This is a genomic window from Burkholderia aenigmatica, assembly GCF_902499175.1.
GTDB lineage: Bacteria > Pseudomonadota > Gammaproteobacteria > Burkholderiales > Burkholderiaceae > Burkholderia > Burkholderia aenigmatica.
On record NZ_CABVQC010000020.1, the window covers coordinates 85,927 to 98,021 of the forward strand.

Annotated in this window: 16 protein-coding genes; 9 read left to right on the top strand and 7 right to left on the bottom strand. The window is 63.9% G+C overall.

Translation table 11 applies throughout. The annotated features are described in order from the left end of the window. The first annotated feature begins 18 nt into the window (after window positions 1-18). Together BDO18943_RS16400 and BDO18943_RS16405 are read left to right on the top strand one after the other, a co-directional pair. Entirely contained in the window at window positions 19-894 is an 876-nt protein-coding gene (locus tag BDO18943_RS16400; protein ID WP_175023321.1) for an SDR family NAD(P)-dependent oxidoreductase, read from the top strand. A 5-nt stretch (window positions 895-899) separates the two neighbouring features. Continuing rightward, window positions 900-1,724, top strand: a complete 825-nt coding sequence (locus BDO18943_RS16405) for an SDR family NAD(P)-dependent oxidoreductase (RefSeq protein WP_175023322.1) — start codon at window positions 900-902, stop codon at window positions 1,722-1,724. A 33-nt stretch (window positions 1,725-1,757) separates the two neighbouring features. Here the strand turns inward: BDO18943_RS16405 and BDO18943_RS16410 are convergent, their stop codons facing one another. The 4 genes from BDO18943_RS16410 to BDO18943_RS16425 all read right to left on the bottom strand — a co-directional run bounded on the left by BDO18943_RS16410 (window position 1,758) and on the right by BDO18943_RS16425 (window position 4,364). Then, window positions 1,758-2,006 carry a hypothetical protein gene (locus BDO18943_RS16410; protein WP_175023323.1) on the bottom strand — a complete coding sequence of 83 codons (249 nt, stop codon included), beginning with the start codon at window positions 2,004-2,006 and terminating at the stop codon, window positions 1,758-1,760. A gap of 117 nt (window positions 2,007-2,123) precedes the next feature. Next, the gene (locus BDO18943_RS16415) at window positions 2,124-3,098 is read right to left on the bottom strand and encodes a threo-3-hydroxy-L-aspartate ammonia-lyase (RefSeq protein WP_175023324.1); all 975 of its coding nucleotides are present in this window, start codon (window positions 3,096-3,098) and stop codon (window positions 2,124-2,126) included. A gap of 61 nt (window positions 3,099-3,159) precedes the next feature. Then, entirely contained in the window at window positions 3,160-3,798 is a 639-nt protein-coding gene (locus BDO18943_RS16420) for a helix-turn-helix transcriptional regulator (RefSeq protein WP_043186672.1), read from the bottom strand. A gap of 62 nt (window positions 3,799-3,860) precedes the next feature. Beyond that, complete coding sequence (locus tag BDO18943_RS16425; protein ID WP_175023325.1) at window positions 3,861-4,364, bottom strand: YbaK/prolyl-tRNA synthetase associated domain-containing protein; 504 nt, start codon at window positions 4,362-4,364, stop codon at window positions 3,861-3,863. A 324-nt stretch (window positions 4,365-4,688) separates the two neighbouring features. Between BDO18943_RS16425 and BDO18943_RS16430 the strand changes: the two genes are divergently transcribed. From BDO18943_RS16430 to BDO18943_RS16445, 4 genes are all read left to right on the top strand, one after another. Beyond that, complete coding sequence (locus tag BDO18943_RS16430) at window positions 4,689-5,045, top strand: hypothetical protein (protein WP_175023326.1); 357 nt, start codon at window positions 4,689-4,691, stop codon at window positions 5,043-5,045. A gap of 200 nt (window positions 5,046-5,245) precedes the next feature. Next, window positions 5,246-6,121, top strand: coding sequence for a hypothetical protein (locus BDO18943_RS16435; RefSeq protein WP_175023327.1), 876 nt, complete (start codon window positions 5,246-5,248; stop codon window positions 6,119-6,121). 367 nt (window positions 6,122-6,488) lie between these two features. After that, window positions 6,489-7,409 carry a proline dehydrogenase family protein gene (locus BDO18943_RS16440; RefSeq protein ID WP_175023328.1) on the top strand — a complete coding sequence of 307 codons (921 nt, stop codon included), beginning with the start codon at window positions 6,489-6,491 and terminating at the stop codon, window positions 7,407-7,409. Between the two features lie 134 nt (window positions 7,410-7,543). Further along, window positions 7,544-8,452 carry an alpha/beta hydrolase gene (locus BDO18943_RS16445; RefSeq protein ID WP_175023329.1) on the top strand — a complete coding sequence of 303 codons (909 nt, stop codon included), beginning with the start codon at window positions 7,544-7,546 and terminating at the stop codon, window positions 8,450-8,452. Between the two features lie 104 nt (window positions 8,453-8,556). On the opposite strand, the gene BDO18943_RS16450 is transcribed toward BDO18943_RS16445, so the two are convergent. Next, on the bottom strand, window positions 8,557-8,976 hold the full coding sequence (locus BDO18943_RS16450; protein WP_043186685.1) for an NUDIX hydrolase: 420 nt from the start codon (window positions 8,974-8,976) through the stop codon (window positions 8,557-8,559). Between the two features lie 96 nt (window positions 8,977-9,072). On the opposite strand from BDO18943_RS16450, the gene BDO18943_RS16455 reads away from it, so the two are divergent. Both BDO18943_RS16455 and BDO18943_RS16460 read left to right on the top strand, forming a co-directional pair. Further along, window positions 9,073-9,585: a GNAT family N-acetyltransferase gene (locus BDO18943_RS16455; RefSeq protein WP_175023330.1), complete on the top strand. Its 513-nt coding sequence runs from the start codon at window positions 9,073-9,075 to the stop codon at window positions 9,583-9,585. 19 nt (window positions 9,586-9,604) lie between these two features. Further along, window positions 9,605-9,970, top strand: a complete 366-nt coding sequence (locus BDO18943_RS16460; protein WP_175023331.1) for a hypothetical protein — start codon at window positions 9,605-9,607, stop codon at window positions 9,968-9,970. Window positions 9,971-10,058: 88 nt separating this feature from the next. Here BDO18943_RS16460 and BDO18943_RS16465 read toward each other — a convergent pair whose 3' ends face one another. Next, window positions 10,059-10,775, bottom strand: a complete 717-nt coding sequence (locus tag BDO18943_RS16465; protein WP_175023332.1) for an EthD domain-containing protein — start codon at window positions 10,773-10,775, stop codon at window positions 10,059-10,061. A 49-nt stretch (window positions 10,776-10,824) separates the two neighbouring features. Further along, window positions 10,825-11,337: a nuclear transport factor 2 family protein gene (locus BDO18943_RS16470; RefSeq protein ID WP_175023333.1), complete on the bottom strand. Its 513-nt coding sequence runs from the start codon at window positions 11,335-11,337 to the stop codon at window positions 10,825-10,827. 212 nt (window positions 11,338-11,549) lie between these two features. Here BDO18943_RS16470 and BDO18943_RS16475 point away from each other — a divergent pair, with 212 nt between their 5' ends. Continuing rightward, entirely contained in the window at window positions 11,550-12,050 is a 501-nt protein-coding gene (locus tag BDO18943_RS16475; protein WP_175023334.1) for a nuclear transport factor 2 family protein, read from the top strand. Window positions 12,051-12,095: the final 45 nt, after the last annotated feature.

Genomic DNA, 12,095 nt, shown 5'->3' on the forward strand with positions numbered 1-12,095 from the left:
ACATCACAGGAGACAACGATGACCGACACCCGAACCGGCGTACTGGCCGGCAAGTGCGCGCTCGTGACGGGCGCAAGCCGCGGCATTGGCCGTGCGATCGCGCAGCGCCTCGCATCCGAAGGCGCGACCGTCGTCGTGACGGCGCGCAGCCTGACGCAATCGGCCACAACCGCCGGCACGCTCGCCGAAACGGTGGCGTTGATCGAGCAGGCCGGCGGCCGCGCGATCGCGCTTGCGGCCGACCTGTCGAACGCGGCCGAGCGCGATGCGCTCGTCGGGCGCGCGGCGCAGGCGGCCGGCGGCCTCGACATCCTCGTCAACAACGCGGGCGTGGCCGACTACGCCTGCGTCGACGCGATGCCGATGACGATGTTCGACACGACGGTCGAACACTATCTGCGCATCCCGTTCGCGCTGGCGCAGGCCGCGATCCCGCTGATGCGCGCACGCGGCGCCGGCTGGATCGTGAACGTCGGCTCGGTGACGGCGCTGCCGCCGCTGCGGCCGTTCGACGATTTCTCGCGTGCGGGCGGCGCGACCGTCTACGCGGCGGTGAAGGCGGCACTGTCGCGTTTCACGCAGGGGCTTGCGGCCGAACTCGAAGCCGACGGCATCGCCGTGAATCTCGTCGCGCCGAGCACGGCGATCCGCACGCCGGGCGCCGCGCGCTACATCCCCGAAGGCTATCCGACCGAGGACGTCGCGTATCTCGCCGAAACCGCGCTCGCGCTGTGCAGCCTGCCGGCGCGCGACCGCACGGGCCTCGTCACGCACAGCCTGCATTTCCCGGTCGCGCAGCAGCTCGCGGTGCGCTCGCTCGACGGCCGCACGGCGCTGCCGCCGCCGGTGATTCCCGCGTATGCGCATCCCCACATCGACCCGACAGGACACTGATTGATATGACGAATTCGATTCGCTTCGATGGCGGCACCGCCGTGATCACCGGCGCGGCCAGCGGCATCGGCAGCGGGCTCGCGCGCCACGCTGCCGGGCTCGGCATGCGCGTCGTGCTGGCCGATCTAGACCCGGCGAAGCTCGACGCATTCGCGGCGACGCTCGACACCGACGTGCTCTGCGTGCCGACCGACGTCAGCCGGCCAGAAGCCGTCGACGCACTGGCGGAGGCCGCGTGGCAGCGCTTCGGCGGCGTAGACCTGCTGTTCAACAACGCGGGCGTGATGGCGACCGGCTTCAGCTGGGAAATCACGCCGGAACGCTTCGAGCGCAGCTTCGCGATCAACGTGCACGGCGTGCTGAACGGGATCCGCAGCTTCGTGCCGCGGATGCTCGAACGCAACGTGCCGGCGCGCATCGTGAATACCGCATCGGTCGGCGGGTTCCTGCCGAGCCCGCTGATGTCGCCCTATTCGGCGACGAAATTCGCGGTGGTCGCGCTGACTGAATCGTTGTACGGAGAACTGAAGATGCTGGGCGCGCCGGTCGGCGTGTCGTTGCTCGCGCCGGGCCCCGTGCAGTCGGGCATCTTCAACGACCCGTTCGGCGCGGCGCACGACCGGCCCGCGGTGCGCGGCTTCGTCGACACGATGCGCTCGATGCTGAACGCGCACGGACTCACGCCCGACGCGTTCGCCGAACGGGTGTTCGACGGCATTCGTGCAGGGCGCTACTGGTTGATTCCGCAACCGGAGACGATCGACGGCGCGCTGCAGCGGCGCACCGACGACATCCTCGCTTCACGCGATCCGTCGCTGCCGTCGTTCTGAGAGCCAGGCGCGGCAGCCGCGCCCGGCGCACCGTCACATGTGCGTGCCGGTGTGCGTGCGGCCGCTCGGGTCGCCGCCGCGATCGGGGGGCGTATTGTTCTGATCGATCTTCGCGAGCACGAAGCCGGCGTGCGGCAACGCGCCGGGCGAGCGGTGCGTCGCCTGCGCGACGGTGTCATGGGGCGATGCGGCGGGAAAACCGGATGACGTCACGCCCGGTTGAGCGAACGCCGAAAGGGAAGCAGCCGCCAGGGCGGCGGCGACGATCGCGTGCGTTTTCATGGTGGCTCCTTCACGACTGACTGAGGGACAACGTAATCAGTCTAGGGCGCGAAACTTAACGCGGCGTGAAGGAACGGTGCGGCGCGTATGACGGAATATTCATGCGCGCCGCGATGTTCATGCGGATGCCGATACCAGCGCGCAGAAGGTCTCGAGATCGACGTTGCCGCCGCTGATCACCACGCCGACGCGCTTGCCCTGCAGCGCGTCCTTCATCCGTCGCGCGGCGGCGAACGACAGGCAGCCGGTCGGCTCGACCACAATCTTCATACGAGTCGCGAAGAAGCGCATGCAGTCGACCAGTTCCGCGTCCGTCGCGGTCAGGATGTCGTCGACGTCGCGGCGGATGATCGGGAACGTCAGGTTGCCGAGGTGCTGCGTCTGCGCACCGTCGGCAATCGTGCGCGGCGTGTCGATATGCACGATCGCGCCGGAACGGAACGATTGCTGGCCGTCGTTGCCGGCTTCCGGTTCGACACCGTAAAGCGTCGCGTGCGGCGACAGCGCGCGCGTGGCGAGCGCGGTGCCCGACAGCAGCCCGCCGCCGCCGAGCGGCGCGAATACCGCGTCGAGCGGGCCGACTTCGTCGAACAGTTCCTTGGCCGCCGTGCCCTGGCCGGCGATCACGTCCGGGTGATCGTAGGGCGGGATCAGCGTGAGCCCGTGCTGCGCCGCGAGATCGCGTCCGATCTGCTCGCGATCCTCGGTGTAGCGGTCGTAGGTCACGACATTGCCGCCGTAGCCGCGTGTCGCGGCTATCTTCGCGGCCGGCGCATCCTGCGGCATCACGATCGTCGCGGGAATGCCGAGCATGCGCGCCGACAACGCGATCGCCTGCGCATGGTTGCCGGACGAGAACGCGACGACGCCATTGCGGCGCTGCGTCGCGTCGAAGCGCGACAGCGCATTGAACGCGCCGCGGAACTTGAATGCGCCGATGCGCTGCAGGTTCTCGCACTTGAAGAACACCTGCGCGCCGAGCGCTTCGTCGATCGTCCGCGACGTCATCACCGGCGTGCGGTGCGCATGGCCTTCGAGGCGGGCCGCCGCGGCGGCAACGTCGTCGTACGTGGGGAGAGTCGGAGAGTTCATGGGATGCCCGTGGGTCGTTGAAATCGTTCAGCAGGAAAGCAGCGCGTGCCACGCGCTTGCGTCATTTCGCATCGTTGTAGACGGTCGCGCGCGAGACGCCGAGATGTTGCGACACGATCTCCATCGCGCGGCGCACTTGGAGGAAGCCGTCGACCTTCAGCGTCTGCATCAGCTCGCGGCGCTGGTCGGTCTTCAGTTCGCGCGGCGTCGTCGCGAGACGCATCGCGAATGCGTCGATGCGTTGCCGGATCGCGTCCGCGCCGGCGGGGTCGAGCGTTTCGGCGATGGCTTCGCCATCCGTGCTGCAGAACTGGTTCAGCATGCCCTGGAAGCCGCGGAACAGCGTGACGTCGGCATTCAGGCACAGCGCGGCCACATAGCGGCCGGTCGAATCCTTGATGCCGATCGACGTGCTTTTCGCGGTGCGGCCGTCGGCGAAGCGGTTCGGGTAGTTCGCGAGCACTTGCGGGAAATCGTCGTCCGCGATGCGCGCGAGGCCGAGCTCGGTCGTGGGATCGCCGACCGCGCGCCCGGACAGGTTGTTGTGGATCGCGAGAATCGAGTGCTTCGGCGTGCGCAGGTCGTGAACCACGACCTCGGTGAACGGCGCGAACATCGCGCCGAGCCCTTCGGCAATGCGCTGCACCTGTTCGATCAGCGAGGCCTGCTCGGACAGCGCTTTTTTCCGGGTGGTGGTCATGATGGTTTCGCGTTCAGGTTTCGAATCGATGCGATGGCGTCGGGAACGGGGCAACCGGCGTGTTACGCGCCGTCCGCGGTTTCCGGCCGGGTGATGTCGGCGAGCAGCGGCTGCGCGATCCGCACGTAGTCGGCCGCGTCGAGCACGACGGAGCGGTCGAGGCGGCCCGCGTTGAAGGCAATCTCGGTGTTGCGTTCGATTAGTGCGGGATCGACGACGAGCGTCACGCTGGGGTCGAACGCGAACGGCGGCACGGCGCCCATCACGCAGCGCGTGACGGCGGCCGCAAGATCGGGCGACGCGAGTGTGGCCTTGCGGCGGCCGACCGCATCGGCAACCTTGCGGAAATCGATCTTCAGGTGGCCGGGAATCACTGCGAGCGCGGTGCTGTCGCCGCCATCCTTGAACGTGCACAGCATCGCCTTCGCGCCCTGATCGGGGCGTGTGCCGCGCAGCGCGGCGATCGCGTCGGATTTGCCTTCGGCCGGATGCTCCAGCACGCGGAACCGCGCGCCGGACGTGTTCAGCAGATCGCAAAGCGTGTCGAAAACGGGGTAGTCGCTCATGTCGCTCCGGGCAGGTGGGGCCGGGGGATCGGGGCGCGCTCGGATGCGGATGCTTTAGCGTGCCGGTCGATGGATTGTCCAATTATAGACGTTTTGTCATGGGTGTGGCAAAGAGGTGAGAGGCTGGGGGAAGGGCGTTCGGGCGTATCGACGAAAATGTGTCACTCGACCCATTTTGTGACGAGTATCGAGCAAGTCCTGTGTCCTCTCGCCAATCGATATCGGCGCCTCTCCCCGGTTTTCCGAACCTGCGTAGAATGTCGCCGTCTGGTTCGGCCTTTCGGCCCCAGCAGTGGAACCGACACGACCCAATGTCAGGTATCGATGTTTTTCAAAATCCGGTCGACCGACCCCTATCCCCACTCGATGCAGTCGGTATGCGGCCGGCATCGGCGGCGACGACGCGTCACCGGCATCATCGCCCGGGCATTCGCTCATCGCGCAGCAGGAGGAATGCTTGAAGAGGGATACGGGTTTCAACGGGGCGTGATCGCCGGATTCATCGAAGCCGTGAACCCGACGCTGTCGCGGGCAGCGCTTACCCGGCGAGCTGCACTGGTTACCGCACAGATCGAGGGGCTCATCGTGTTGATCCTGCAAAGAAATCGGTTCCCGTCGGACCTCAAGGGAATCGAGGACGATGCGGTGAAGGCCATTCTGGCTTTGGTCAAGGCGCCATGAGTTGAATTGCCGCGGTGGCTCGGCGTCAATCCGGCCTGGGTACATTCTGGGCGATACGCGTGGTCAATGGTCGGGTCGTCAGATCCGGGCGGGCAGCCAGCCAATGAGCGGCGATGCGCTTGTCCGGCATGGCTGCATACAAGATGTCGTTACCATCCTTGAATCCGGTCGGAAAATATATCCATTGGAGTCCACGAGCCATGTTGAGCGGCATGCAGGAAGCGTGCGGAGCAGAATCGTCCCCGGAGCTGCAATGCGCGGGCGACCGAACAGGCAGGAAACGCCGCTTTTACGCGCAAACGGTGCTGACGCTCGTCCTGGCGTTGGTTGCGCATGCCACGTTTGCCGCGAGCGGCGTGAGTGACGACGATCAGCAGCAAGCTGCGTTGCATACCTTGATGCGCAACGATCCGGCGCCGTCGGATAGCGTTCAGGGTGTCGCGCTATCGCCGTGGGCACATGGGCCATCGGCTTCCGGGCCGCTGTGGGTCGTGGCCGCGTTGGTACAGCGCTCGACCGAGAACGTCGACGCGGAGTTGTGGACGGGTGTCCTGACCCGTGACGGGCAAGGGTTCCACCTGCTCGCAAGCGATCGAAGCGAGCACGTCGATACGTCGCCGCTGTTGTGGAACCCATCCCTGACCATGGACGTGATTCCGTACCGAATCAATGCGCAGGAAACTGCCTTTGGCGTTCGCTTCAACAATAACTACACATCGACTGCGCATAGCGATTCGACCGAGATGCTGAGCCTGTATCGCTATGCCGATGCTCGTGTGATACCCATCTTCACCGCAATGACCGACTGGTCGACCTATGACAAGGAGGCGGCTGCCGAGTGTGTAGCGGAGAAGGCGGGCAAAGGCAAAAATCCGGGCGACGCACAGCAGGACGCGTGCGCTGCGGAAAACACGACGGAGGCTCACTACGTGCTGTCGTTCAGCCCTCACATGACCAACGGGCATTACGACCTCGTTGTGCGTCCGAAGGGCAAGGCCGCGTCGGGCAAATCCGCGCGGTTTACCTGGAACGGGAAGACTTATCAGCCGCGTCGATTCGCCGGTGACGGGCACTGAAATGCCACTCAGGATCGGATGAAACTGACGCACGCTGCGTGCGGCTCGTTGCGGACGAAACGATTGACCGCCTTCGGTTCGGCTCACGTCCGCTGTTCGTGTGCTCGTGCTACGATTCGCGATGCCTGAGTGACATGGCCGAAAGCCGGCATTGACCCACCCGTAGCGAACCGCAACAGATCCCACTCGAATCATGTACGCAGCTGCCTGGCCTCCCTCGAAAACGCACTGAAAACCAGCGGCGATGCAGTCATTGCATCGGCCTTGGTATTCGTCCCGGACTGTGCTGAACAACAGTCCGGCGATGTCGTTCGAATTGACTGATCGTGTCTGTATTCGTGCGACTGCGTTTTCCAGAGACCACAACATGCGTATTTTCAATACGATGGCGGCGCACGCCATCCCGCTCGTTCCCCGTTCGCTGATCCGCAGGATCTCCCGCCGCTATATCGCCGGCGAAACGCTTTGCGATGCGCGTACGCGCATCCAGGCGCTCCATGCAGCAGGCTTCCGAACCACCGTCGATGTGTTGGGCGAGACGGCGTCATCGCCTGAACAGGCAGAGTCGATGACGCGCGATTATCTCGATCTCATCGATGCGCTCGGTTCAGCGCATGAACCCGCCGAGCTTTCGATTAAATTGACTGCACTCGGGTTGCATCTCGACGAAGCCGCATGCCTGGCGCGCGTCTCGGCGATACTGCGTTCGGCGGCTGCGCACGGGATCAGCGCTTGCATTGACATGGAAGACATCCGCTGTACCCGGAAAACGCTCGATGCGTTCTCGAAGTTCGAAGCCGAAGGCCATGCGATCGGAGTCGCACTGCAGGCGTATTTGAAGCGCACGAGCGATGACATCGTGCCACTGCTTGAGCGCAAAAGCCGCATGCGTATCTGCAAGGGGATTTATGCGGAGGCGAGCGAGCACCTCGTCGACGGTGCGTCGAGGGATCGGGCGGCGATCAATGCGCACTTCGTCCGGCACGTTTCGACTGCAATACAGGCGGGATCGTTCGTGGGCATTGCCACCCACGATGCACAATTGATCGATGCGCTGACCGGCTGGCTGCAACGCGAGCGGATCGACAGGTCGAGGTTCGAATTCCAGATGTTGCTCGGTGTGTGTGAACCGGCGCGTGACGCGCTGCTTGCGCAAGGATTCAATGTGCGCGTCTATGTGCCGTACGGCCAGGACTGGTACGGCTACAGCACGCGGCGAATCAAGGAGAATCCGAGAATCGCCGGATATATTCTGGCCGCGATGATACGTAACGATCGGGTGCGTTAGCCACCGCGGCACGATCGACAGGTTGGGACCAGCCAGGTCGGTGGTCCCGCTTGCATGGAGATCCAGGATGCCCGTAAAGCGATACGCCATTCGCAATGGCTATCGCGTTTCATTCGAGAGGTTCTCTACAAACGATGCAGACAGAAATCGAAGCACCGGGCCCAGCCGGCCCGCTGAAAGGCACGCTCTTGTCTCCGGACACCGGTGACGCCCCGGTGGTGTTGATCGTGCCAGGCTCCGGCTCGACCGACAGAAATGGCAACTCACCGCACTGGGTGCAGGCGTCGACCTACCAATTGCTCGCGGAAGGATTGCTCGATGAAGGTATCGCGTCGGTTCGAATCGACAAGCGCGGCTTGTTTGGCAGCGCGTCGGCGACACCGGATGCCGATGACGTCACGATCGACGCGTACGCGACCGACGTCCGTTCGTGGGTAGCCGCGATCCGTGCACAGACCGGCGCTTCCTGCGTATGGGTGTTGGGGCATAGCGAAGGCGGATGGGTGGCATTGCTGGCGGCAAGGCAAATGGCCGACATTGCCGGCCTGATCCTGGTATCCACGGCGGGACGCCCGCTCGCGCCCGTATTGAGGGAGCAACTGCAATCGAACCCGGCCAATGCGCCAATCCTGGAAAATGCACTGTCGATCCTCGAATCGCTGGAAGCCGGGAAACGGGTAGACGCAGCCGGGATCGATCCAGCACTCATGCCGTTGTTCAGACCGCAAGTCCAGGGCTTCCTGATGAGCGAATTGACCATCGATCCGGCAGCGCTGCTGGCCGGCTATACGAAGCCCGTGCTGATCGTGCAGGGAACGCGGGATATCCAGGTTGCCGTACAGGACGCGGAACGACTGAAGGAGGCCAATCCGCGGGCCGAAATGGCGCTGATCGCCGACGCCAATCATGTGCTCAAGACGGTCCGCACGTCGGCGCGGCAAGAGAACCTCGCCGCTTATTCGGACCCGGATCTGCCGCTGGCAGATGGCGTCGTGGCGGCGATTTCGACGTTCGTGCATGCATCGACAGTGAACAGGCCTTAGGCCCGGTCGAATCCGGTTCGTCTGTCGGTCGAACGCATCGAGCAGGCGTCGGCCAGCAGACGACACTCAATGGACAAACGCCAATCGCCGGAAATCGTGCACCGTCAACGCCGCAGATAATCCGAGACGCGCGCCTGCAAATGCGTGATCGCATCGGTGAGCCGCAGATACGCGTCGACATCCATCAGCGTCCATTCCTGGCCTTCGTTGCCGAAACGGATCGCGGCGATTTCCGCATCGCTCAGCCAGCTGGCGAAGAACCAGTGCGGCAGGCGGTCTGGCCGGGTCGACGGATAGACCCTGGACCAACCGATCCGGCTGCCCGGTATCGTCAGTCCGAATTCCTCATGGAGTTCACGCAACGCGCACGCTTCGGGCGTCTCGTTGCCTTCCCGGCCTCCACCGGGCAGGTCCCACAGACCGGGAAACGGTATGTCGGGTTTGTCGTCGCGTCGATAGACGAGGATTTCCCGGTCCTTGAAGAGCGCGATCTTCGAACCACTGAAGGGGGCAAGCGATTCCATGCATGATCCGTATCGTGGAAGCGGGATTGTCAGTGTAGATTCTCGGGTATCCATGCGTACAGCCCGGGTTCGGCCATTTTCTGCGGAAAGAACGAAATGAACGCGATGTTGTCGATCAGAACCGCGAGGCGGGAAGACGCCGCGCGAATTGCCGTGCTTGGCGCGCATGTGTGGGTGCATACCTATGCAGCGGTGGGCCTATCCGAGGTCATTGCACAGTATGTGCTGAGCACCTTTACGAGCGAACGGATCCTGACGCTGGTGAACGATCCCGGCGTCGTTCTACTGATTGCCGAGGCGGACGGAAATCTTGCCGGATACATCGTCATCCGCCTGGATTCGCACCACGCGGACATTCCCGTCGAGATAGAAACGCTCTACATCCAGCCGTCTTTTGCCGGCCGTGGAATCGGATCTTCACTGCTGACTCATGCGAGCGGCGTGGCAGAGGAAAGAACCGGAAATCGCTCATTCTGGCTCAGCGTCAACTCGCAAAATGAGAAGGCAATCGCTTTCTACCATTCCCGTGGAATGACGCAGGAGGGGATAGCGTACTTTGAGCTCGACGGGATCCGGCACGAGAACAAGATCATGGTCGCAAGGGGCTGACCCATCGCTTAAACGAACCATGACAAACCCGATTCGATTCCGCGTCCGGCCGGTATTTCACGGCAGCGATCTTCTGGTCGAGGTACTTGACGATCATCGCGCAGTGAATTTTCCAAATATCGCGGCGATCCTGCAGGATGCGCTGCACGCTGTCCAGGTCCCGCATCCGGATGGCCTTGATGACCCTGCGGTCGCATTGTCCCAGGATCGCTACTTCAGCTATTGGACATATGCGCGGGGCCACTATGAAATAGACGACGATATCTGGGCGCTGTTCGTCACCGCGACGATCCACAACGCGTTGATCGTCGCGGACATCGAAAGCGCACTCCTGTCGACGGGACAGTTCGTCAAGGAAGACGTGGATTTCGGCAGGTTCGCGTGAGTTGAAGGGATCCGGGAAAGCCGTCGCAACGATGGCGAGCGACTGTACCCGGTGGCCATCAAGGATCGCGCCGCGCGATCGCCTGGGCTTATCCCCGCACGTCCTTCACGACATACTGACTCGTCGGCACCACATCGATCTTGTCGAAGTCGATGAAGCGCCCACAGCTGTCCATCATCTCGGCCACATTGCGCTGGAATTTCTCGTCATCGCCCACCGCATCGAAGAACGCATGCGGATCGGTCATCGCCGCAGCGGGGAAGCACTCCTCGACGATCGCGTCGTAGCCGGGTGCCGCATGCGTGAGCGCGCGCACGACCACGTTCTGCACGTACAGGAAATTGTCCTGCGTCTCGATCGCGACGCGCGTGTGATGCCCGTGCCACACGTCGAGCCATGCTTCATGCGTGAGGCGCGGCGGCCGTTTCAGGAACGCGAGCTGCGAGAAGCCCGTGGTCCGCTCGCCCGGACGCGCCGGAAAGCGCGTATTCGGAATCGGCTGCGACTCGGTAACCAGATACGCAGCCATGTGCGGGACGACCGCGCGTACCGCATCGTCGAATGGCTGGCGGAACATCGCGTTCGCACTGTCGACCCATACCGAGACGATGCCATCGATGCCCGGGTGCGTGTTGGTCTGCTTCAGGCCGGCGGCCGGCGCGACCTCCGTGTCGGCGACGTTCACCTGCACGCCGTGCGCACCGAGCGACAGAAACTTGTCGGCGAGCTGCGCGCGCACGGTGCGGCTCCATTGATCCGGCGCGGCCTGTGCGTCGCGCCACAACACGTAAATGACTTTCTCCATTGCTTCGGCTCCAGGGGAATGACGGGATCGGCGGCGCTGCCGCCGGGGTTCAGGAAGCGGCTTCAGGCGTTCCCGCCGGCTGGTGCGCGCCCGGCGCGAACCGGTTCGCGGTCAGCGTGAACGACGGCGGGATCGGCGACGTGACGGTTTCGAACAGCCGTTCATGACGCGTCGCGTGAATGCGCCACACGCCGTCGCACTTCACGTACTGGTCGTCGTAGAACGCAGTGCCGTGCAGCAGGTAGTTATCCTCAAGATTGATCGCGTGATCCTCGAGAAACCACACGCCGCACGCGTGATCGGCCGAGACCAGCGTGAGCTCCGGGTGATGGCCGTGATGCATCGTCAGGAAGGTCGGCTTGCCGATCAGTTCGCGCAGACTCGACACGAACGCATCGCGGCCGTCGTACGCATAGCGGCCACCGTACAGCCGTGCTTCGCAGTCGTCGGTCAGGCAATCCGCGAGCAGCGCCCAATCGTGCGTGTCGACCGCGCGGAAATACCGGTATTTCAGCTGTCGGATCTGCTCGTACTCATGGAGCGTGCGGGTCGTGTCGTCCATCGCCGGGTCTCGTTGTGGTGTCGTTCGATGGTAGGAACGAAGCGCGGTGCATCACATCGTCTGTTCGGACGAATGCCGTTGCCGCACGTCAACGAGGCTACCGAAACGAATCACGGATTTCATCCGAACGGGTGATGGCCGGTGCATCGCGCGGCGGTAACGTGGCATCGACGCGGCGTTTGAACCGCGTCGGCATCGAACAAGGAGACGGGATGACCCTCATCGAATCGCTGGAAGCGCGCGTGCGCCGGCTCGAGGATGCCGACGCGATCCGCCGGCTGAAGGCGCGCTACTTCACGTGCTGCGACCGCAAGGATCCGCAGGGGATGCGCGACTGCTTCGCGCCCGGCCACGTGCATATCGACTACGGCCAGATTGGCACGTTCGACACGCGCGACGCGCTCGTCGACGTATTCGCACGACTCGGCTGCCATCCGCACATCGTCGAGATGCACCACGGCGTGAATCCCGAGATCGCCGTGCTCGACGACACGCATGCACGCGGCACGTGGGGCCTGCACTACCAGATGATCGACACGAACGCGCGCACGCTCACGCAGCTCGGCGCGTACTACGACGACGAATACCGGAAGGTCGACGGCGAATGGAAGATCGCGGGCACGCGCTGCGTCGTCACGTCGACACTGACGGCCCGCTACGAAGGCGATGCGCCAGGCGTGCTGTTCGCCGGCGCGCAGCCGCCGGCCGCCTGACGCACGCCAGCGCCACGCTTGTGGCGCACATTTCACAGGAGACAT

Bases quoted from the DNA above. Each gene is read 5' to 3' on its own strand.
- BDO18943_RS16440 (WP_175023328.1), top strand. From the start codon at position 6,489: ATGCGTATTTTCAATACGATGGCGGCGCACGCCATCCCGCTCGTTCCC.
- BDO18943_RS16430 (WP_175023326.1), top strand. From the start codon at position 4,689: ATGTTTTTCAAAATCCGGTCGACCGACCCCTATCCCCACTCGATGCAG.
- BDO18943_RS16425 (WP_175023325.1), bottom strand. From the start codon at position 4,364: ATGAGCGACTACCCCGTTTTCGACACGCTTTGCGATCTGCTGAACACG.
- BDO18943_RS16420 (WP_043186672.1), bottom strand. From the start codon at position 3,798: ATGACCACCACCCGGAAAAAAGCGCTGTCCGAGCAGGCCTCGCTGATC.
- BDO18943_RS16455 (WP_175023330.1), top strand. From the start codon at position 9,073: ATGAACGCGATGTTGTCGATCAGAACCGCGAGGCGGGAAGACGCCGCG.
- BDO18943_RS16415 (WP_175023324.1), bottom strand. From the start codon at position 3,098: ATGAACTCTCCGACTCTCCCCACGTACGACGACGTTGCCGCCGCGGCG.
- BDO18943_RS16460 (WP_175023331.1), top strand. From the start codon at position 9,605: ATGACAAACCCGATTCGATTCCGCGTCCGGCCGGTATTTCACGGCAGC.
- BDO18943_RS16475 (WP_175023334.1), top strand. From the start codon at position 11,550: ATGACCCTCATCGAATCGCTGGAAGCGCGCGTGCGCCGGCTCGAGGAT.
- BDO18943_RS16405 (WP_175023322.1), top strand. From the start codon at position 900: ATGACGAATTCGATTCGCTTCGATGGCGGCACCGCCGTGATCACCGGC.
- BDO18943_RS16400 (WP_175023321.1), top strand. From the start codon at position 19: ATGACCGACACCCGAACCGGCGTACTGGCCGGCAAGTGCGCGCTCGTG.
- BDO18943_RS16435 (WP_175023327.1), top strand. From the start codon at position 5,246: ATGTTGAGCGGCATGCAGGAAGCGTGCGGAGCAGAATCGTCCCCGGAG.
- BDO18943_RS16470 (WP_175023333.1), bottom strand. From the start codon at position 11,337: ATGGACGACACGACCCGCACGCTCCATGAGTACGAGCAGATCCGACAG.
- BDO18943_RS16450 (WP_043186685.1), bottom strand. From the start codon at position 8,976: ATGGAATCGCTTGCCCCCTTCAGTGGTTCGAAGATCGCGCTCTTCAAG.
- BDO18943_RS16410 (WP_175023323.1), bottom strand. From the start codon at position 2,006: ATGAAAACGCACGCGATCGTCGCCGCCGCCCTGGCGGCTGCTTCCCTT.
- BDO18943_RS16465 (WP_175023332.1), bottom strand. From the start codon at position 10,775: ATGGAGAAAGTCATTTACGTGTTGTGGCGCGACGCACAGGCCGCGCCG.
- BDO18943_RS16445 (WP_175023329.1), top strand. From the start codon at position 7,544: ATGCAGACAGAAATCGAAGCACCGGGCCCAGCCGGCCCGCTGAAAGGC.